The 20,020-nt window shown below is 45.2% G+C and carries 21 protein-coding genes; 5 read left to right on the top strand and 16 right to left on the bottom strand.

The annotated features are described in order from the left end of the window. The first annotated feature begins 90 nt into the window (after positions 1–90). Complete coding sequence (locus MHO82_RS07940; protein ID WP_239183337.1) at positions 91–2,436, top strand: Tex family protein; 2,346 nt, start codon at positions 91–93, stop codon at positions 2,434–2,436. 47 nt (positions 2,437–2,483) lie between these two features. Here MHO82_RS07940 and MHO82_RS07935 read toward each other — a convergent pair whose 3' ends face one another. Further along, a complete protein-coding gene (locus MHO82_RS07935; RefSeq protein ID WP_239183336.1) occupies positions 2,484–2,957 on the bottom strand; it encodes an ATP-dependent Lon protease in 474 nt (157 codons plus the stop codon). Positions 2,958–3,092: 135 nt separating this feature from the next. Then, positions 3,093–3,875: a pimeloyl-ACP methyl ester esterase BioH gene (bioH, locus tag MHO82_RS07930; RefSeq protein WP_239183335.1), complete on the bottom strand. Its 783-nt coding sequence runs from the start codon at positions 3,873–3,875 to the stop codon at positions 3,093–3,095. Between the two features lie 32 nt (positions 3,876–3,907). On the opposite strand from bioH, the gene MHO82_RS07925 reads away from it, so the two are divergent. Beyond that, on the top strand, positions 3,908–4,627 hold the full coding sequence (locus MHO82_RS07925; protein WP_239183334.1) for a phosphoribosyltransferase family protein: 720 nt from the start codon (positions 3,908–3,910) through the stop codon (positions 4,625–4,627). Between the two features lie 122 nt (positions 4,628–4,749). After that, positions 4,750–5,334, top strand: coding sequence for a Fe-S biogenesis protein NfuA (gene nfuA / locus MHO82_RS07920; RefSeq protein WP_239183333.1), 585 nt, complete (start codon positions 4,750–4,752; stop codon positions 5,332–5,334). 57 nt (positions 5,335–5,391) lie between these two features. Here the strand turns inward: nfuA and cysQ are convergent, their stop codons facing one another. The 14 genes from cysQ to gspC all read right to left on the bottom strand — a co-directional run bounded on the left by cysQ (position 5,392) and on the right by gspC (position 18,245). Then, positions 5,392–6,210: a 3'(2'),5'-bisphosphate nucleotidase CysQ gene (cysQ, locus tag MHO82_RS07915; RefSeq protein WP_239183332.1), complete on the bottom strand. Its 819-nt coding sequence runs from the start codon at positions 6,208–6,210 to the stop codon at positions 5,392–5,394. A 12-nt stretch (positions 6,211–6,222) separates the two neighbouring features. Next, the gene (nudE, locus tag MHO82_RS07910) at positions 6,223–6,780 is read right to left on the bottom strand and encodes an ADP compounds hydrolase NudE (RefSeq protein WP_239183331.1); all 558 of its coding nucleotides are present in this window, start codon (positions 6,778–6,780) and stop codon (positions 6,223–6,225) included. Between the two features lie 68 nt (positions 6,781–6,848). Continuing rightward, positions 6,849–7,607, bottom strand: coding sequence for a type II secretion system protein N (locus MHO82_RS07905; protein ID WP_239183330.1), 759 nt, complete (start codon positions 7,605–7,607; stop codon positions 6,849–6,851). Between the two features lie 4 nt (positions 7,608–7,611). Next, positions 7,612–8,085: a type II secretion system protein M gene (locus MHO82_RS07900; protein WP_239183329.1), complete on the bottom strand. Its 474-nt coding sequence runs from the start codon at positions 8,083–8,085 to the stop codon at positions 7,612–7,614. Continuing rightward, on the bottom strand, positions 8,082–9,365 hold the full coding sequence (gene gspL / locus MHO82_RS07895; protein WP_239183328.1) for a type II secretion system protein GspL: 1,284 nt from the start codon (positions 9,363–9,365) through the stop codon (positions 8,082–8,084). Before gspL ends, MHO82_RS07900 begins: the two co-directional genes overlap by 4 nt. Next, on the bottom strand, positions 9,334–10,365 hold the full coding sequence (gene gspK / locus MHO82_RS07890) for a type II secretion system minor pseudopilin GspK (RefSeq protein ID WP_239183327.1): 1,032 nt from the start codon (positions 10,363–10,365) through the stop codon (positions 9,334–9,336). The genes gspL and gspK overlap by 32 nt, the downstream gene beginning before the upstream one ends. After that, positions 10,365–11,051 (bottom strand): type II secretion system minor pseudopilin GspJ, encoded by a 687-nt coding sequence (gspJ, locus tag MHO82_RS07885; RefSeq protein ID WP_239183326.1) that lies wholly within the window; start codon positions 11,049–11,051, stop codon positions 10,365–10,367. The genes gspK and gspJ overlap by 1 nt, the downstream gene beginning before the upstream one ends. Next, entirely contained in the window at positions 11,038–11,397 is a 360-nt protein-coding gene (gene gspI, locus MHO82_RS07880) for a type II secretion system minor pseudopilin GspI (RefSeq protein WP_239183325.1), read from the bottom strand. Before gspI ends, gspJ begins: the two co-directional genes overlap by 14 nt. Next, the gene (gspH, locus tag MHO82_RS07875) at positions 11,384–11,986 is read right to left on the bottom strand and encodes a type II secretion system minor pseudopilin GspH (protein ID WP_239183324.1); all 603 of its coding nucleotides are present in this window, start codon (positions 11,984–11,986) and stop codon (positions 11,384–11,386) included. The genes gspI and gspH overlap by 14 nt, the downstream gene beginning before the upstream one ends. Before the next feature lie 3 nt (positions 11,987–11,989). After that, positions 11,990–12,454: a type II secretion system major pseudopilin GspG gene (gene gspG / locus MHO82_RS07870; protein WP_239183323.1), complete on the bottom strand. Its 465-nt coding sequence runs from the start codon at positions 12,452–12,454 to the stop codon at positions 11,990–11,992. A gap of 60 nt (positions 12,455–12,514) precedes the next feature. Beyond that, a complete protein-coding gene (gene gspF / locus MHO82_RS07865; protein ID WP_239183322.1) occupies positions 12,515–13,732 on the bottom strand; it encodes a type II secretion system inner membrane protein GspF in 1,218 nt (405 codons plus the stop codon). A 4-nt stretch (positions 13,733–13,736) separates the two neighbouring features. Next, positions 13,737–15,260 carry a type II secretion system ATPase GspE gene (gene gspE, locus MHO82_RS07860; RefSeq protein WP_239183321.1) on the bottom strand — a complete coding sequence of 508 codons (1,524 nt, stop codon included), beginning with the start codon at positions 15,258–15,260 and terminating at the stop codon, positions 13,737–13,739. After that, complete coding sequence (gene gspD / locus MHO82_RS07855) at positions 15,260–17,287, bottom strand: type II secretion system secretin GspD (protein ID WP_239183320.1); 2,028 nt, start codon at positions 17,285–17,287, stop codon at positions 15,260–15,262. Before gspD ends, gspE begins: the two co-directional genes overlap by 1 nt. A 46-nt stretch (positions 17,288–17,333) precedes the next feature. After that, complete coding sequence (gene gspC, locus MHO82_RS07850) at positions 17,334–18,245, bottom strand: type II secretion system protein GspC (protein WP_239183319.1); 912 nt, start codon at positions 18,243–18,245, stop codon at positions 17,334–17,336. A gap of 274 nt (positions 18,246–18,519) precedes the next feature. Here gspC and hslR point away from each other — a divergent pair, with 274 nt between their 5' ends. Together hslR and hslO are read left to right on the top strand one after the other, a co-directional pair. Then, positions 18,520–18,924 (top strand): ribosome-associated heat shock protein Hsp15, encoded by a 405-nt coding sequence (gene hslR / locus MHO82_RS07845; protein ID WP_239183318.1) that lies wholly within the window; start codon positions 18,520–18,522, stop codon positions 18,922–18,924. 21 nt (positions 18,925–18,945) lie between these two features. Beyond that, positions 18,946–19,821 carry an Hsp33 family molecular chaperone HslO gene (gene hslO, locus MHO82_RS07840; protein ID WP_239183317.1) on the top strand — a complete coding sequence of 292 codons (876 nt, stop codon included), beginning with the start codon at positions 18,946–18,948 and terminating at the stop codon, positions 19,819–19,821. The last annotated feature ends 199 nt before the right edge of the window (positions 19,822–20,020 follow it).

Here is a 20,020-nt window from a genome sequence, read left to right as displayed (position 1 = left end):
CACATTACATGACGACACTAGAAATTAATCCCCCAAGCCCCCATCTACTGTGCATACACTTGAACAAAACAAACAAAAGAGATCCCACGGATGAGCCAGGCAATCAGCAATACCATTGCTCAAGAACTTAACGTTCGCCCAGAACAAGTGGCGGCGGCCGTCACCCTGATCGACGACGGAAACACCGTTCCTTTCATTGCGCGTTACCGAAAAGAGGTGACCGGTGGATTAGACGATACCCAGCTTCGAACATTAGATAGCCGTCTGGGTTATTTACGTGAATTGGATGACCGTCGTCAGGTGATCTTAAAATCCATCTGCGACCAAGAAAAACTTACACCAGCACTCGAAAGCGACATTCTTGCTGCCGATAGCAAAACACGCTTGGAAGATTTATACCTGCCTTATAAACCGAAGCGTCGTACAAAAGGTCAGATTGCGATTGAAGCCGGGCTAGAGCCATTAACTGATATCTTATGGACTCAACCGGATACCGATCCCAACAGTGAAGCTGAAAAATACGTAAACGACGATAAAGGTGTAGCAGACATAAAAGCAGCACTCGATGGTGCTCGCTCTATCATGATTGAGCGTATGGCTGAAGACGCAGGGCTGCTGGAAAAAATCCGTCACCACCTAACAACCAATGCCGAGCTAAGCGCACGTATGGTTGATGGCCATGAGCAAAGCGGTGAAAAGTTCAAAGACTATTTTGAGCACAATGAAGCGTTAAGCAAGGTTCCTTCACACCGTGCATTAGCCATGTTCCGTGGCCGTAATGAAGGACACTTACAAATCTCGTTAAACGCAGATCCAAATCAAGAAGAAGGCTCTCGTAGCTCATACTGCGAAGTGATTATTGCCGATCATTATGGAGTGACCTTAGGTACTAAAGCAGCCGATACATGGCGTAAGCAAGTCATTAGCTGGGCATGGCGCATTAAAATTCTCATGCATATGGAAACGGAGTTGATGGGTGGCTTAAAAGAAAAAGCAGAGCTTGAAGCCATCAATGTTTTCGCAACGAACTTAAAAGACCTACTGATGGCAGCCCCTGCGGGTCTAAAAACCACCTTAGGTCTTGATCCTGGTTTACGTACTGGCACCAAAGTCGCGGTCGTTGACGCTACAGGCAAATTACTTGCAACCGATACTATTTACCCTAATCAGCCTCATAATCAAATCGCTAAGTCCGCTCACGTGCTCGAAACCCTCATTCGTACTCATAACGTTGACTTAATTGCAATTGGTAATGGTACTGCTTCTCGCGAAACAGACAGCTTTGTGGGTGATATACTGAAAAAAGCTGATCTTAATATTCAAAAAATCATTGTGAGTGAAGCAGGGGCATCGGTTTATTCAGCTTCAGAGCTTGCGGCTAATGAATTCCCAGAGCTGGATGTCTCGCTACGTGGTGCCGTATCCATTGCTCGTCGTTTACAAGATCCATTGGCTGAGCTAGTTAAGATTGATCCTAAATCCATCGGTGTAGGCCAGTATCAGCATGATGTAAGCCAGAGCCTGCTAGCCAAACAACTGGATGGTGTCGTCGAAGACTGTGTAAATGCTGTTGGTGTAGATGTAAATACCGCGTCCCCTGCTTTATTGACTCGTGTAGCAGGTTTGAGCAATACCATCGCCCAAAATATTGTGGCGTATCGCAATGAAAATGGCCGCTTCGAAGCCCGAACGACACTGAAAAAAGTGGCACGCTTAGGGCCAAAAGCGTTTGAACAATGTGCAGGTTTCCTACGCATTATGGATGGTAAAAATCCACTGGATAGCTCAGCGGTTCACCCTGAAGCCTACCCACTCGTCAAAGACATTGCCGCTAAAAATGGTAAAGCCATGGATGCCGTCATTGGTAACAGTGATTTTTTACGTAGCCTTAGCGCACCTGACTACACTAATGATCACTTTGGTTTACCAACCGTTACTGACATCATCAAAGAGCTGGACAAACCAGGCCGAGATCCTCGTCCTGAATTTAAAACAGCAACTTTTGCTGAAGGAGTTGATAAGATTTCCGATCTCGAAGTGGGTATGGTGCTAGAAGGCGTGGTATCAAATGTCGCTAATTTTGGTGCCTTTGTTGATGTTGGTGTTCACCAAGATGGATTAGTGCATATTTCAGCATTGACGGATAAATTTGTCTCAGATCCGCGTGAAGTGGTAAAAGCAGGCGACATTGTCAAAGTAAAAGTCATGGAAGTGGATGTACAGCGCAAACGCATTGCACTTTCAATGCGCCTCAATGATGCTCCGGGACAAGATAACCGAGCACAGCGCCCGTCTCAGCCACGCCAAAACACTGATCGTAAATCCCACAGCCATCACTCAAACAAACCACAGCGTAATAACGACCGCAATAACAACATAGGTGGTGGCGCAATGGGTGGTGCTTTCGCTGCAGCATTTGCCAAAGCGAAAAAATAACCATTAAAAATAGAACAAGCCGTGCGTAGTCAAGAGCGCACGGCTTTTTAGATGATAATAAGAATTTCTGAAGGCATATTAGGCACCGCTGCCTGATCATAATGGTAGCTGATCACCGTACGTCGGCGCTCCATTTCCCCAAGCTCTTCAAGCTTATCTAAAATCTCCTGGGGAATCTTAAATCGCATGGTGTAACCTTTACCTTGGTCACGGCTAAAGGTATCAATCGATAACGCCTGTGCCAATCGGCTCAAATCATCATCTTTACCATAAATAGGATGCTCGCCCTGTGTTTGCTCATCTTCTAGAATTGCATAATCAGGGTTTTCTGATGGATCCCAAGACGGCTTTTTCAGCTGCTTTTCTTCGGTGCTCACCACTCGTTCACGCTCAGTGGCATTCAACTGAGTTGGCGGGATCACTTGTTCTCGCACACGGTTATCTCTCGCCACTTGCTCTGTAGGTATATTTACAGATGGCGCAATAATCGGGGCGCTGACACTTGTTGGAGAGAAGATCATAATCTGTACCTATCCACTCCTTATTATTCCATTGGCCACACCGCTTTCATTCCTTAAAAGCACTCTCTTTATTATGGCTGCTATTCGTCACTGAGCAAGGTTTGTTGACTAATAGCGGCCTTTACTCACGCTTACTTATTGTACAACAGAGTGACTATTTATAAAGCCTTTTAATTGATGGCAAAACGCCTCAAAGTCAGAAATAAACGGCGCATGCGAAGCACCATGAAACGTCACTTTTTCAGAATGTGGCGCATAATGGTCCATATCTGTGGCGACCTTTGCAGGCACTAACCCATCCAAACGACCATACATTCTCAGCATAGGCATAGTAAGCATAGAAAGAGAATCACGTAAATCGACATCAGCCAACATCGTTAAGCCCGCCATAAGTGCATTGGGATCCGGTAATGGGCGAGAGAATACTGCTTCTTTTAGCATCTTCACATCTTTACGTGCTGTGGGGCTGCCCATGGCTTGCAAGGCCATAAAACGTTCAACCGTAAGTTGGAAGTCATCAACCAACTGCTGGCTAAAATCGCTCAGTACTTGTGGTTTTATCCCACGCCAACGCCCTTCCGCAGCAAACTTGGGGGAACTTGCTACCGTCACCAACTGACTCACACGCTCAGGGGCTTGCAAGGCAATTTGAGTTGCTACTAAGCCCCCTAAAGACCACCCTAACCACACCGCTTTATCTGGCGCATTTTTGAGCAGTTCATTCGCCATGTCATCCAAAGTATAGGCTTCAACCTCTTTACTGTGACCATAGCCTGGCAGATCAACGACATGAACACGGTATTGATCTTTCAACTCATTCAAGAGCTGCTGCCACACCGCACCATTCATTCCCCAGCCATGAATGAGAACCAGATCCGAACCTTGCCCTTCGGTTTGCCAAAACACTTGAGATGTCATTTACACTGCCTTTTTTCATCCGTGGAGCTAGGATGTTAGCCCGATTATTACGAAGATCAATCAGAACTTGGGTCAGACCACTGTGTCAATTATGCCGCCTGCCTATCTCAGAGCTATCAGCACAAACCTTCTTGATGCCTGAACCCATTTGGTGCTCATCATGCTTAGCACACTTTCAGCCAACCCCTCGCTGCCAGCGATGTGGCATTGCAACACTTCACGATGTAGAACAATGTGGATCATGTTTAAGTCAACCACCACCTTGGCACCGATTATACTGTTTAGGTGACTATCAATATCCTTTTAACCAACTCATTCATCAGTTGAAATACCAAGGCCAATTTTGGCTTGCAACGGATATAGCAAACCAGCTTGCTGTGCAGATCAGCGAGCCAGCTCCGCTTATTACTCCCGTACCACTGCACTATTATCGTCGCTGGTCACGTGGCTTTAACCAAAGTGCCGCCTTAGCAACCCCTCTTGCTAAGCAACTACAAAGCCAGTATCACCCCACTTTATTCCGGCGAACCAGACATACCCTCGCTCAAAAAGGGCTCAACCGTGAAGCTCGCCAAACCAATCTCAAAACCGCATTCACATTAACCGCACCACCAAACACAGAGCATGTTGCCATCGTCGATGATGTTGTCACAACAGGCAGTACCGTGGCTTTATTGGCTCAATTATTACTTGATAGTGGGGTGAAAAATATTGATATTTACTGTGTATGTCGGACTCCTGAGCCATCCTGATCATGTCGATATCACCTTTATTTCTGAACCAGAGGTGATCAGAGTGTGAGCAAAAAAGGTGATCACCTAGCTCATCAGGGGTAGAATAGGTCAAAACTTACCAAATAAGTCAGGTATTGAGCGTGTCTACTATTACTATTACTGAAAGTGCTCAAACGCACTTTGCAAAACTTCTTGAGCAACAACCGGAAGGCACTAGCATCCGTGTATTTGTTGTAAACCCTGGTACTCAAAACGCGGAGTGTGGTGTGTCTTACTGCCCACCTGAAGCTGTAGAAGCGACTGATACTGAAATGAAGTACGACAGCCTAACTGCATACGTTGATGAGCTGAGTCTACCTTTTCTTGATGAAGCTGAGATCGACTTTGTTACCGATAAAATGGGTTCTCAATTAACCCTAAAAGCGCCGAACGCTAAATTACGTAAAGTATCTGATGATGCGCCTTTAATGGAGCGTGTTGATTACGTGATTCAAACCCAAGTAAACCCGCAGCTAGCAGGCCATGGCGGTAACGTAAGCTTGGTAGAAATCACAGACGATGGCACAGCTATTCTTCAGTTTGGTGGTGGTTGTAACGGTTGTTCGATGGTAGATGTCACGCTAAAAGAAGGCATTGAGAAAGAGCTGCTGGTTCAGTTTGAAGGCGAGCTTAGCGCAGTAAAAGACATTACTGAACATGATCGTGGCGAGCATTCCTATTACTAGGCCATAGTTTGCTAATAGAGAATACAGAGTGATACACCACTCTGTATTCTTCGCTGATTATGAGTCTAACTTGAGAATTTTACGCCATTTCAGCTCTTCATCACCCAAGACAATAAAGTTTGGGTTTTCCAACGTTTCACGCTCATTATAAGAAAGAGGCACCAATTCAGTGGTAAGAATACGGCCTCCCGCTTCTTGAACAATGCACTGTGTTGCCGCTGTATCCCATTCACCAGTTGGGCCTAAACGTAAATAACAATCCACAGTACCCTCTGCTACCAAGCACGCTTTAAGCGCAGCTGATCCCAACGGTACCAAATCGTAGTTCCATTCTGAGCTCATGCGGTCGGTGATGTTATTAATATTCTGACGACGACTAATCGCAATCGCAATAGAGCCCTGATCGGTTTCGTGCTTATGAGTGCTTATTTGGACACTTTCCCCCATATCAGGAATTTTCCATGCTCCCTCACCTTCATAGGCATAATAAGTCACCCCAGATACTGGGCCATACACCACTCCCATCACCGGGCGGTTGTTTTCCACTAATGCAATAATGGTTGCAAAGTCGCCACTACGAGCAATAAACTCCTGAGTTCCATCAAGCGGATCCACTAACCAGTAGCGCTCCCACTGTGAACGTTGCGACAACTCAATATCAGCATCTTCTTCGGAAAGAACAGGGATGTCAGGGGTCAGTTCAGATAACCGTTCCATGATCAATTTATGAGCGGCTAGATCAGCGCTCGTGACAGGCGTACTATCGGATTTAGTGAATTCTTCAAACTCACCATTTTGATATATATCTAAAATCAGCTGGCCGGATGATCGAGCGATCTCGATAACTGCAGGCAACAGGTGGGAAAGTGATGCCATAATATCTACTCCTTAGACGCTATCTTTCATTAATAATTTCTGAGCCAACAACAACGCGGTAATGCTACGAGCTTCCGCAAAATCAAGATGTGTCAGTAAATCATCAGCCTGAGCAAGTGGCCAACGTACTAACTCTAATGGCTCAGGCTCATCTCCTTCTAAACGCTCTGGATACAAACCTTGCGCAACAAACAAAGTCATGCGGCTAGAGAAGTATGATGGTGCCAGTACCACTTCTTTAAGTGGTATTAATGTATCGGCACCAAACCCGATTTCTTCTTTTAATTCTCGATTGGCCGCTTCCATTGGCGTTTCCCCTGGATCAATTAACCCTTTAGGAAAGCCAAGCTCATAACTTTCTGTGCCTGCCGCGTATTCACGCACCAGTAATAAATCGCCTTGCTCTGTAACCGGGACAATCAACACGGCATGACGCCCACTTGGCTTCATACGCTCATACGTTCGCTCAACACCATTTGAGAAACGCAGATCCAACGACTCAATCTTAAATAATCTCGATTGCGCAATGACTTCCTTAGCAAGGATCTCTGGCTTTTTTAATTTACTCATCTGCTTAATCTTCCTTTTATTCAAGCGGAGTCACCATTGATTAGCACTCATTGCGCCCGCTAACGAAGTTATAGTCGCCCTGACTGGGTAATCTTATATTGCCCTTTTGGATCCGGATTGCCTAACCATTTCAGCTGTGAGTTTAAACCTGCTGGAAATTCAGCCCCTGGTTTAAACCAACCCGATACGGAATAGCGCATATTCGGCGTCAAACCAACTTCAAATTCGCTACTCAGAGCTTCAGAATTCTGCTTGCTTTGTACACTCAGCTGGTTATCAGTGCAATTGACATCAGCAATGACTGGGCCAGGATTGATGTTCCCTAAAGGCGAAATAACTTGCGCACCTGACCATACGAGCTCTCCATCGGCAACCTGACACCATGGAGCAACAAAACGATACTGAGCTAACGTAAGCTCTAACTGCCCTTGAGCACTCACAGGCACTGGCATTTTCGCAAGCCCTAACAGCTTATCCGCAGGGGCAGACAACAACAAATCTCGGCCATAAGGTCCATTCATGTCATAACCAATCACCCCCTTGCCTCGTAAGTTTAGGTCACTACCACGGCCAAACCGGACCTTAAATTCCACTTTCCCCGTAAATAGAGACGCTAATTGCAATTCCCACGATACTTGACCAGCATTGTGCTGCTGCCAACTGACCTGCTCCGCTTTACCTTGCCATGGTGTCCCCGATACCCCTTTTAACGATAACTGAGGTACTTTTGGTACCTGCTCCAATACCCATTTAATAGGAAGATGAGCCAATAAACTAACCGAAAAAAACAGCGTAAATACCGCGCCGATTAACAACTTAAACTTCATGTAATTAACCTCGGCTTAACTGCAGGCGGTTCACTTCAACCATGCCTTCAACATCAGTTTTATTCATATCAATAAACTCAACCTGAATGCCATGATTGTCTCGCAAGAAAGCTAACCAATTAATTAAGCTATTAAATGGTAAAGGCTTTACCCACACTTGCATCATGTCATCACGTGGCTGCATACGTATCAGCTCAATTTTAAAACGTCGGGTACTCGTTGGGATCACACGGTTTAACGCTTGATCAGCATTGACTGGAGCATTGCCCGAAGATCGCAAAGTGGTAATGTCATCCGCTTTGTCTTTTACCCAGTTCAGAAGCTGACGTTCACTCACAATTCGGTTTTCAGCCAAAATCGACTTGTCTGATAATGGCTGCCACACTCCCCAGTACAACACGGCAATAAATAATGAAATACCACCGCCAAGCACTAACCTTTGTTCACGGCCTGTTAAACCATTCCACCACGAAATCATGATTTCCTCCGTAATACAAACACACCGTAAACCTTGTCTTCATTTTTATTCAGCTGGCCTTGCTCTACATTAAAGTTTTCCGACAAGCTACTGCGCATTTTTTCAAATGGTTGGAAATCATCACTGCTGGCTTGAATTCTTAATTCACCACGATTGCTGTCATACTTTAGGCCATTAATGGCGATTTGAGGAACGTGCTTTAAATGAGGCTGTAATTCAGACAACCAATTTAAAAGACCAGTGCCAGAATCCCCCCCTTGCAGGCGGGTTTCTTCTGTGCGCATTTGTGATTTTAAATAACTGACAGTTGGAATCTTACGCTTGTTTGGAAACACTTCGCGGAAAATGCGCTCACTTTCAGAGCGTAACTCTTTGCCTTGCTGCTCCAACGCTTGAATCGACATGATATGCTGAGCCACTAACACCGTGAGCACTAAACAGGCAGCAACGGCGGATTTTTGCCACACTTTCCAATGTTTCAACCACGACGATTGCGGACGGTATTCGCCAGAAAGTAAATTCACTTTACTTAACTGTGCACCTTTGGCCAGCAACTGCATCACCAACTCTGGCGGTTCTTGCTGCCATTGCCCTGGAAGCGGCGTGTCTGAAATACTTGGTGCAGGAGAAAAACTGCGGATAATCTGCAGCTGATCCGTTTCCTCGGACTTATCATCTTCACCATCCGATTCACTTTCTTCCTCTTCGCTAACTTGCGTGCTCGCCTTTGCTAATAACGATGTTAACCAAGGCGCTAGCCAAGCTTCTTCCGCACTCACACCAGCATAGGGACCAGAACGGACCAACCATTGCGAACCTAACTGTGCGGTTACGATGTCTTTTTCTTGCCATGGCAACGCTAAGCTATCAGGCAGCACTTTTTTGATCGTAAGCCCTGCTTGCTGGCACGCTTCAAGCCACCCTTCAAAACGGCGTTTATCCACCACACTCACATGAGCGATACTTCCTTCCTGCTTGAGTAAAGAAATGTGTAAATCGTCCACATCTTGTGCCAATTCATCTTCCAACAGGAAGGGCAACATATTCTGTAGCTGACGAGAGGCCCCTGGTGGGACTTCAACTTGAGTCAACAATGCATCGCTAGTTGGAATAAGCACATACACAGGGCGCTGATCCGCATAGCTTGTTAAATCACCCAGTTGCTCTGCGCTGGTGAGCTCTCCCGATGCAATGACTTCCTCTTGGCTTGTTGACCATACAAGCCATTGCACTGGTTCTGAAAGCTGGCTACTGAACCTTATTGTCAGAAACTCGCTCACTGATTCCTCCATAACGGCGACGCACTACCGTCACCTCTTTTTTGTCTTTGCTGTATAACAGGGCTCGAACCCTGACGCGTGATGGCTCCACAAAAATCTGAGCATCCAACTCAAAATATTGGCTGTCTATGGCCAGATAGGCTTTTGCTTTGTCTTTAACTGTTTTATCAATGGCTGAAATAGCCGATTCTGCAAGAAAATCATTCACGGTTGCCCAACCATCATAGGGTCTGTCTTCTAATATGGCTTTTGCATTACTTAATGCCAGTGATGGTGAAAATAGAGCAACCAAAATAGGCGCTTGATCCACCGTTAAGGTATTTACATTCAAATACCAATCTGAGGTCGGCAATGCACAAACATACGGTTTTATCTTGTCAAAGATTTCTCCTGACACACCGTTGATGGCACGTATTTCACTGCTGTCCGCTAACCAAGCATTTGGTGGTAAATAAGCAGGCTGATACGACTCATAGGTACTGTCTTCCACCCCCATCATTGAACCAGTTTGTGTATTTGGATCAACGTATTCCCAACTCGAATCGGCAATCACTTCGGTCAAATAGTTATCAACGCCTTCTTCTTCTAATAAACGTTGCCAAAATTGCACCAAAAATGGCCGCTGACTGACATCAGGGTTAGCTTTAATGGCCGATAATGCATTGATATTAAAACAGGCTTGGCGATCGTACACAGAACCAATCGCTTCACCATAATCCAAAGGATAAGCTTGCTCTTCCGTTGCCCATGCTTGGTTTAAATTTACGGTTTTGCTGTCTTCTAAGCTTTGCTCGATGGCCACTTTTGCTAAAGCCTCCACCCCCAAACTGTACCAATACGCTTGCTGGTGATTCACCTGATTTTCAGCACGATGAAAATGAACAAACAACCTTTCAGACATTTGTGCGGCTACTGCGGTCATTAAGGCAAGCAATAGCAACACAACAATAAGCGCAACACCTTTCTGTTTTTTCAAGGAGGATAAATAACGCGCCTTCATTATGATTGCCCCTGCGAATCGCTACTGCCTTTGTCACTTTCTGCTTTTGGCACAATAACTTCAAGCGTATTTTCAGCCACTAAATAAATCCGCTCAATGTCACCATAATCTTTAAAAGTGATGGTCATGCCGACTGCTCTGGGTAGCTTCATGGCCTGATCCCAAGCTTCACTCCATTTTTTACCATCGTAAAAACGAAACTTCAGAGCTTCCACCTCATCAATCACTGGAGTAATAATTGGCTTATCCCCTGTCACCGTATCTGGATAGCGCCACCATACTCGCTCAAGCTGGCCTTCTATGACTCGATAGCCCACTTTATTAAGCTCGCCCCTTGGATAAAGCTGTTGAGGGTTTTGCCACCCTAAACGCACAAACATTATGGCCTGTGACTCTGAATCCAATAAATACTCTTCGGCATACAATAATTTCTTCGCGGCCTCCTCCCCATTGGATCGGAATTGACGAGCCGCCATTTGGCGAAAATCGTTATCCATAAAAACTAAGGCACGTTGCAGTTGTTGAACCCGAGCAGAACGTTCATTAGATTGGATGTTGCTGCGCTGAACCTGATTCAAGACCTGATACGCTGACATGCTTAATGTGGCAAACACTGCAATGGCTACCATCACCTCAATCAGTGTGAAACCTTTGATGGATGAGGGGGAACGTTTATGGCGCAACATAGCTTCTCACCGTTAATAAGGTATTCTTATGATCTTTATCTGTCGCAACACTGACATCGACCGCGCGCAATAAGTTACTGCTGGTTTTAATTGGCTCCACTTTCCAATACCACGTTTGATTCGCAAGCTCAGTTTTGCCTTTTTTGGTGGTAGTAGGAGCAGGAGCTAACATGACCAATGCCATTTGGTTATCGACAACCATGGCAGCCAAGGTTTTTTCTTCAAGAAAGCTTAACGTGGAGATATGCTGGGTCACAGAGCGCATAACACTTAATGCAGCGGTAGCAAAAATGGCTAAGGCCACCAATACTTCCAATAAGGTCATCCCTTGATTACTTCGCTTCATCGTCATCTCCTGGTTGAAGCAATCGAATCAAGCCATTTTCCTGAGCCTGAACTTTCCAAGCTTCTTGATCTGAACGCCCCAAACGGCTGGGATTACGTACATCAAATACAAGGGTAAACGGTGAAATGTCACCGCTAGAAAGCACCATGATTTGTGGCGGTTTCACTTTTTTCTTATCTTCAAATTCAGCAAACATGTCTTCATCAAACAAGCTGCCTGGTTTAAATAAACGATCTTTGTCTTGCCAAGCACCACCACCAAGTTCTAATTCGATGCTTATATCTTCTTCTAGCGCCACTTCGGTAAAAAAGCGACCTTGCTCAACCTTCTTCCACCCACTGGCTTCGAGTTTAAGAAACTGGTAACGACGCTGATTTTCATCAACCCTAACGCCGTAATCAATGCCATTGAGCAAGGCTTCTTCATTTAGCAATTGCACTAATTGATGAAAACGTAGGGCCTGCTTCTCAACCTGATCAGACTTACTTTCCGGCAAGCTTACTATCACAGCAATGGCGCTCATAGACAGTAAAACCAACACCAGCATTATCTCTATCAGGGTAAAACCTGCCCCACGTCGAATATTCATGACTTATTGATAGTCCTGCATATTCCAGTTACCGATATCAGCACTTGCACCTTCGCCGCCTTCTTGGCCATCAGCACCTAATGTAAAGATATCAATCGTGCCGTTATCACCCGGGCTTAGGTATTGGTAATCATTACCCCATGGGTCTTTTGGCAGGCGCTTAATGTAACCATCATTACGGTAATTACGAGGCTCAGGGCTAGAACTTGGTTTTGAAACCAATGCATCTAAACCTTGATCTGTAGTTGGGTACACGCTGTTATCTAGCTTGTACATATCCAACGCATTTTCCAGAGCAACAATGTCTGTTACCGCTTTTTGCTGATCGGCTTTTTCTTTGTTACCAAGTAGGTTTGGTACAACTAAGCTCGCCAGCACCCCTAAAATCACAATAACAACCATCACTTCTAACAGAGTAAAACCACCCTGCTTACGCGATTTATTTAGCTTTGTTTGTACCTTTTGCATGAAAGATTCACCTCTGAAAAAACATGTCACTCATCTGTGATTAATTTGCCGAGTAAGACATTAACCAACCATGTTGTTAAGCGCAATAATAGGCATTAACGTTGCTACTACGATGAAAAGTACAATACCTGCCATAGCAACAATTAATAAGGGTTCAAAAATCCCTAACGCCATGTTCACCAAAGACTCAAAATCACGGTCTTGGTTATCTGCCGCTCGGGTTAACATTTGCTCAAGTTCACCACTGCGTTCGCCACTGGCAATCATGTGCAGCATCATAGGAGGAAACAGTTTCGTTTGATCTAAAGACGCCTTTAAACTTGCCCCTTCACGTACACGATCAGATGCCGCTAGCACTTGCTGCTTTACCCATTGATTGCTCATTACGTCTGCCGCGACTTTCATACCATCCAATAAAGGAATCGCGCTGGAAGTACAAATAGAGAGCGTACGTGCAAAGCGAGAGGTATTCAGACCACGAGCAACTTTTCCGATCACAGGTAAAGACAGTATTTTTCGATCCCAGTTCAATCGAAAAGCAGGGCGCTGCAATGCCATTTTCAACATCATAAACAGGCCAATGATCAGAGCAACCACCACAAGCCCCCAATTTTGGACAAAATTACTGGCAGCTAATAGCACTTCTGTGACAGGGGGTAAGCCCTGCCCCATGTGAACAAACTGTTCCACAATTTTCGGTACTACTGTTGCCAACAAAAATGCCACCACACTAACCGCAATGAGAGTCAGCATGATAGGGTAAATCATGGCTTGCTGAAGTTTGCTGCGCATCTGTTGGCGATTTTCACTGTAATCAGCCAAGCGGTTTAACACCGTATCAAGATGGCCTGATTTCTCCCCAGCAGATACCATGGCACAAAACAATTCATCAAAAATATGAGGGTACTCAGCAAGGCTATCGGACAAGGTATAACCTTCCACAACCCGAGAGCGAACTCCCATGATCATATTACGAATACGAGGTTTATCACTTTGCTCAGCAACCGCTTTTAAACATTCTTCCAGCGGCATAGAAGCTTGCACCAAAGTAGAAAGCTGACGCGTCAACAAAGCCAGCTCGTTAGTGCTGATACCACGTTTAAAACTTAATGTACTGCTGGATTTTTTACGCTCTTTCGCTTTAGTTTCAATCACCTCTACAGGGATTAAACCTTGCTCTTTTAAACGTTGGCGTACCTGACGAGCATTATCTCCTTCCTGTACCCCTTTTTTCTGTTTGCCTTTCGCATCCAGTGCTTTGTATTCAAATGCCGCCATGAAATTAGCCTTCCTTCGTCACTCGCATCACTTCTTCAAGCGTGGTAATGCCTTGTCTGACTTTAATAAAGCCATCTTCCCGAATGCTTGGCGTGCTTTCACGAACCTGCTTTTCAATCGCCTGTTCGCCCGCTTCACTGTGGATCAGCTCTTGCACTTGATCATCCACCAGCAACAATTCATGAATACCAGTACGACCGCGATAACCTTTGTTATTACATGCCTCACACCCAGATGGTTTATACAGAGTTAACGACTCTTCTGGCGCCATTCCAAACAGTTTTTTCTGCTGAGCATCGGCTTCATATGGCTGACGACAATCTTGGCATAAAGTACGTACAAGACGCTGGGCCAACACACCCAGTAGCGAAGAAGAAATTAAGAACGGCTCAATCCCCATATCGCGCAGACGAGTAATGGCACCCACAGCGGTATTGGTGTGTAACGTTGACATCACTAAGTGACCCGTTAAAGAAGCCTGCACGGCAATTTGTGCCGTTTCTAAATCACGGATCTCACCAATCATTACGACATCAGGGTCTTGACGTAAGATGGCACGTAACCCCCGTGCAAACGTCATGTCTACTTTCGGGTTAACTTGCGTTTGGCCTATTCCATCAATATCGAATTCAATCGGATCTTCAACAGTCAGGATATTGCTTTCGTTGCTGTTAAGTTCCTGAAGCCCCGCGTACAAGGTTGTGGATTTACCAGAACCCGTGGGGCCAGTTACCAAAATGATGCCATGAGGACGGCCAATAATATGACGGAAATTATCGTGGTTGGTTGGTGACATCCCTAAACTATGCAAGTCGAGACGCGTGGCATTTTTGTCTAATAAACGCATTACCACCCGCTCACCATGAGAAGAAGGCATGGTCGACACACGCACATCCACCGCACGACCACCGATCCGCAACGAAATTCGGCCATCTTGCGGTACACGTTTTTCTGCAATGTCCAATTTCGCCATAACCTTCACACGCGACACCAGCAACGGTGCCAATTTACGGCTAGGCTGCAATACATCACGCAGAACACCATCAACACGGAATCGAATGGACAAGACTTTCTCGAAGGTCTCGATGTGAATATCCGATGCCCCTTCTTTGATCGCTTCCCCTAACATGGCATTGATCAGTTTGATGATTGGCGCATCATCTTCAGATTCTAATAAATCTTCGTTTTCAGGCAGTTCTTCGGCTAACGAGAAGAAATCATCATTATCAGAGCCTAAGTCTTCCATTAATTGGCGCGCTTCCGACGAATCACGCTGATACGCTTCGGTAAGCTTTGCTTCGAAATCACCGCTTGTCAGCTGCACCAACATAAAGGCACTGCCGCACACACGACGAATTTCCGCCAATGTTGGCGCTGATAACGCATTCACGTAATACAGCACCCACGACTCTGTATTGATGGAGCGCTCACCTTCTTGAATCGGCTCCAGCACCACTTGATATCGCTTAGCGAACGCAAACGGCAACCGATAGGTAAACGAGGTGTCCATTAAGGCGATATCACTCATTACTTGCTCTCCAGTTGCTCAAGGAAAGCACGAATCTCTGGTGAATGCTGTGAAAACTCTTCACCAAATTCTGGCAGAACTGGAATACCTGAATCAGGCAATAATTTCAGCCCCTGATCGGCTTTAAATAACTGCTCAGCACGAATGTAATTGTACTTACGCTGACTGATGCCGTCTGCCGTCACGCCATCACGAATGATAGTTGGCTTGATGAAGATCATCAGATTTTTCTTCTCAACCTGAGTACTGGTTGATTTAAATAAATGACCTAAGAACGGAATGTCACCCAATAATGGAATTTTTGACTCACTCTCAAGGGCGCGCTCATCAACTAAGCCGCCCAGAGCTAGCATTTGGCCATCTTGTATGATCACGGAAGTATTTAGCTGGCGTTTTGCAAAACGAACGTCCACCGCACCATTAGCGCCCAATACGTTAGAAACTTCTTGTTCAATCTCTAGCTGAACGGAATCACCCTCGTTAATTTGAGGCACCACTTTCAGCTTGATACCCACTTCTTTACGCTCAACAGTATTAAATGGGTTGTCGTTATTAGAGCCTGTAGAGGAACCTGTTAGAACCGGAACTTCTTCACCTACGATGAATGATGCTTCGCCATTATCCATAACGGTAATACTCGGCGACGACAGGATGTTGGAATTTGAGTCACTGGCAACAGCACTGATCAGCGCCGTCCAGTCACCCATAACAAGGCTCAATGCAGCGCCATTCACACCGCCTAGAGCTGATGCTAAAGTTGAGTAATCACCTTGCTTCGTTGTTTCTTCATAATACTTAATCGCACCTGTCGAACTATCACGAATTGGCGTTTTCTCTGTTGTATCTTTTGCTTCTTCCAAGCCAACCATCACTTGGCCAATTGGCGTACCAGTATTGCTATACTGGATTACAGCGCCCGTTTCCAGAGAGCCCCACTGAACGCCTAGGTTCACACCATCGCTCTCAGCCATCTCAACAATTAATGCCTCAATCAGAACCTGAGCACGACGAATATCAAGCTGAGCGATCACATCTTCCAATGCACGCATGATATCTGGCGGCGCAGTCACAACGAGGGCATTCGTATCTGGGTGGGCTGCAATCATTACTTCGCCACGCTGAGCAGACGCTTTTTTACTTGCTCCTTGCTTCTCAGCCTGAAGGTTATCTGATACCCCTTTTAGTACATCCACCAATTCTTCCGCTTTTGCGTATTTCAAATACACAACGCGGTTGTTGCCTTTAGTCGCCATTTCAATATCAAGCTGCTGAATCAGGCGCTTCAAACGCTGACGCACTTTAGGATCACCTGAAATCAAAATGGAATTAGTGCGCTCATCCGCCACCAATTTCGGTTTTAAGAATGCAGGTACATTTTTGGTGTCAGTGCTCTTATTTAGTGCTTCAACAATACGAACCATTTCCGCCGCAGAAGCATTACTGAGATCGACAACCTCAATTTCTTTATCACCCGCTTGGTCTACACGTTCAATGATTTCAGCAAGACGGTTTACCACCGCAGCACGACCCGTGATCATAATGATGTTAGCAGGGTCGTAGTGAACAACATTACCTGCACCCGCATTATCGTTTAACTGACGCAGTAAAGGGGAAAGTTCACGAACAGAGACATTACGTACAGCCACAACACGAGTGATCACCGCATCGCCTTTCACGGCTTCTTTATCCCCGACAACAGGAATAGCAGAGGTTTTGGCGTCTTTATCTTTGATGATTTTTAAAACGCCAGACTCCATTTCAACCACAGCAAACCCGTAGACTTCTAATACATTTAAGAAGAATTGGTAGTATTGCTCATCGTTTAATAGATCGTAGCTACGTACATCGACCTTACCACGCACCGCAGGGTCAACAATGATGGTCTTTTCTAAATTTCGACCAACAATGTTAATAAATTCTTGAATATCCGTGCCCTTAAAACTCGCACTGAACTCGTTGGCGGCAGCAGATGTCCACAATAGCCCACCCGCTAACAACAAGGCACCTTTGCCCATCCATTTTTTCACAAAAAACTCCTGATTTCGCTTTGGCTTATTGATGTTATCGGAGAGGTTAGAACCCAATATAGACATCGTGCAGCTGGCCGTTTCTTTCAACGGTCAAATTTAATTCGGTTAACTCTGGTAAGGTTTTCCAGATTTTGCCCATCTCAGCCGGGTTGGTAAGATCAGCGCCATTCAAACTGATGGCAACATCGCCAGCTTCCAGCCCAACCGCTTCAAACAACTGACGGTTTTTACCTGGGCTAACGCGATAACCAACAATATTGCCGTCTCGACTTACTTGAGACAAACGGATGTATTTCATCACTGATTGAGGGTTTTCAGTGATTTCTTTACGAATCTGACTCAGCTCTTGTTCATCACCAGATGACAAGCCACTGTTATTACCTGCAATCGTACTTTGTACTTGTGTTGCAGGTTTATTTACTTGTTGAACCTGTTTGCTGTATTTCGTGCCTTCCAGCATCAAGGTTTCATCACGGCCATTGTTTTCAATGATCACGCGATCATAAAACACCGCTTTTAAGGTCGCCCGAGTGCCTTCAACAGTTTCGCCTACCCCGTACGTATTTTGTTTACCTCGGTTGGCAATTACCGCTAAGCTTTTCGCGCTGTCACTGCTGGCCACTACACCGGCCAAGAGTAAATTTAATTTTGTTTGTGGGGCTTCTTGTACCACTACTTTAGGCTGGACTTGCTTTTTTTCTGGTGAATATACGCCAAACACATTCGCTTGCAATACACCTGAAATATTGTCTTTTTCAGCTTTAGACGCACTCACAACGTGACGGGTAGGTTGCCAAGGTTCTACCGCAGACGCTGGTGAGAAAAATGCCCAAACCAATTTGCCTAATACCCAAGCAAACCAAGCCACTAATATTAACACTGTTACTTGGCTTAACTTCTGTTGCGAGACGGAAAGTCTTCCCAGCGTTGTCATCATATTCACTTTCGCAACCATTGCTATCCATTCACCGTTGTGATCATTGTTTTCTGAACTGGTTAGAATACCTGTTCCGGGTCATTTTATAAGTTATTAATCGTGATCTTGCACGAATAAGCAAGTCAAGATCACGAAATTTATTCATTTAGGCTATTGTTACGCCAAACAAATTCTTTTACTGGATCGGAAATTCATTGCTGCGCTTGAATTTTCATCACCTCACCACCATTTTATGCTTTATATCACAGAGCATGATACATCTGATGATAACCATTTGACTTGGAAAGACACCATGAGTTCACAACAGAAAAAATCAGATAATCAAGTAAGGCTTGATAAATGGCTCTGGGCGGCTCGATTTTATAAAACCCGCTCCATTGCTCGCAGTATGGTTGATGGCGGTAAGGTCCATTATAATGGCCAACGCTCGAAGCCAAGTAAGGCGGTCGAAGTGGGCGCAGAAATACGCTTACGCCAAGGCAGTAACGAAGAAATCACTATCATCATAGAGAAAATATCGTCACAACGACGTGGTGCACCGGAAGCCCAAACTCTTTATACAGAAACGCCCGACAGCGTAACTCAAAGAGAAAAAAACAGCCAGATGAGAAAGCTCAATGCACTGCAAAGCCCAAGTCCGGAAAAACGTCCTGATAAAAAGCAGCGACGCGATATAATGAAGTTTAAACATCAATAACCATTTGCTGGAGCACTCCCCATGGCAAACAATACTTTGCACCGCTATCTATTTGAAAACTTATCCGTTCGTGGTGAGTTGGTGCAACTAGACGAAACCTATCAACAAATTATTTCCAGCAAGGAATACCCAGTAGCGGTACAAAACCTACTTGGTGAATTATTGGTGGCAACCACATTACTGACAGCAACACTAAAGTTTGAAGGATCTATTACCCTTCAACTGCAAGGCGACGGCCCTGTATCTTTGGTTGTCATCAATGGCGATCACGATCAAAAAGTACGTGGTGTAGCTCGTTGGGATGGCGACATTGCTGACGATGCCACTGTGCATGACATGATGGGCAAAGGTCACCTTGTGATCACTATTTCACCAAAAGAAGGTGAGCGTTACCAAGGTGTTGTTGGCCTTGAAGGTGATAACTTGGCTCAGTGCCTAGAAGCCTACTTTGAGCGTTCTGAGCAACTAAGAACTCGTCTGTGGTTCCGCTTGGGTGAGTTTGAAGGCAAACCACACGCGGCAGGTATGTTACTGCAAGTCATGCCAGACGGCACAGGCACTGAAAATGATTTTGATCATTTAGAGCAGCTAACCGACACAGTAAAAAATGAAGAGCTATTCGGCTTATCTGCTAACGATGTACTTTACCGATTGTACAACCAAGAGACAGTACAACTGTTTGAACCACAAGCCGTTGAGTTCTTCTGTGGCTGTTCTCGTGAGCGCAGTGGCGCTGCAATTGTTACCGTATCCCGCTCTGAAATTGATGACATGATCAAGCACGACGGTAAGGTCTCTTTGCACTGTGATTATTGTGGTACTTCTTACGATTTCGACAGTGTTGATGTCGCTCAACTCTTTGAAGAAGCGACAAAAGATTCAAATACTCTACATTAATTCACCGTTTGTAATAAGACGGTAAATTTGTCTATTTAGCCAGCGATCTGCTGGCTATTTTTTTGCTACCTCTAGCACGTTTTTCGCCCTTTTGTGATACGCAACACATCACTTAATTTTGAACAAGTATTAATCTTCCAGACCTAGCGCAATCGTTTAACATGAGGATAAAATAATAGGTGCCCATTAACGTGACCAA

This window comes from Vibrio sp. Of7-15, assembly GCF_022347565.1.
Classification (GTDB): Bacteria; Pseudomonadota; Gammaproteobacteria; order Enterobacterales; family Vibrionaceae; genus NORP241.
Note: the sequence above shows the minus strand (reverse complement) of the source record. Positions and strands in the feature narration are given on the sequence as shown.

What these genes read in the sequence shown, in the direction of transcription:
- MHO82_RS07940 (WP_239183337.1), top strand. Translation starts at nt 91, where the DNA reads ATGAGCCAGGCAATCAGCAATACCATTGCTCAAGAACTTAACGTTCGC.
- MHO82_RS07935 (WP_239183336.1), bottom strand. Translation starts at nt 2,957, where the DNA reads ATGATCTTCTCTCCAACAAGTGTCAGCGCCCCGATTATTGCGCCATCT.
- bioH (WP_239183335.1), bottom strand. Translation starts at nt 3,875, where the DNA reads ATGACATCTCAAGTGTTTTGGCAAACCGAAGGGCAAGGTTCGGATCTG.
- MHO82_RS07925 (WP_239183334.1), top strand. Translation starts at nt 3,908, where the DNA reads ATGTTAGCCCGATTATTACGAAGATCAATCAGAACTTGGGTCAGACCA.
- cysQ (WP_239183332.1), bottom strand. Translation starts at nt 6,210, where the DNA reads ATGGCATCACTTTCCCACCTGTTGCCTGCAGTTATCGAGATCGCTCGA.
- nudE (WP_239183331.1), bottom strand. Translation starts at nt 6,780, where the DNA reads ATGAGTAAATTAAAAAAGCCAGAGATCCTTGCTAAGGAAGTCATTGCG.
- MHO82_RS07905 (WP_239183330.1), bottom strand. Translation starts at nt 7,607, where the DNA reads ATGAAGTTTAAGTTGTTAATCGGCGCGGTATTTACGCTGTTTTTTTCG.
- MHO82_RS07900 (WP_239183329.1), bottom strand. Translation starts at nt 8,085, where the DNA reads ATGATTTCGTGGTGGAATGGTTTAACAGGCCGTGAACAAAGGTTAGTG.
- gspK (WP_239183327.1), bottom strand. Translation starts at nt 10,365, where the DNA reads ATGAAGGCGCGTTATTTATCCTCCTTGAAAAAACAGAAAGGTGTTGCG.
- gspJ (WP_239183326.1), bottom strand. Translation starts at nt 11,051, where the DNA reads ATGTTGCGCCATAAACGTTCCCCCTCATCCATCAAAGGTTTCACACTG.
- gspI (WP_239183325.1), bottom strand. Translation starts at nt 11,397, where the DNA reads ATGAAGCGAAGTAATCAAGGGATGACCTTATTGGAAGTATTGGTGGCC.
- gspH (WP_239183324.1), bottom strand. Translation starts at nt 11,986, where the DNA reads ATGAATATTCGACGTGGGGCAGGTTTTACCCTGATAGAGATAATGCTG.
- gspG (WP_239183323.1), bottom strand. Translation starts at nt 12,454, where the DNA reads ATGCAAAAGGTACAAACAAAGCTAAATAAATCGCGTAAGCAGGGTGGT.
- gspF (WP_239183322.1), bottom strand. Translation starts at nt 13,732, where the DNA reads ATGGCGGCATTTGAATACAAAGCACTGGATGCGAAAGGCAAACAGAAA.
- gspE (WP_239183321.1), bottom strand. Translation starts at nt 15,260, where the DNA reads ATGAGTGATATCGCCTTAATGGACACCTCGTTTACCTATCGGTTGCCG.
- gspC (WP_239183319.1), bottom strand. Translation starts at nt 18,245, where the DNA reads ATGGTTGCGAAAGTGAATATGATGACAACGCTGGGAAGACTTTCCGTC.
- hslR (WP_239183318.1), top strand. Translation starts at nt 18,520, where the DNA reads ATGAGTTCACAACAGAAAAAATCAGATAATCAAGTAAGGCTTGATAAA.
- hslO (WP_239183317.1), top strand. Translation starts at nt 18,946, where the DNA reads ATGGCAAACAATACTTTGCACCGCTATCTATTTGAAAACTTATCCGTT.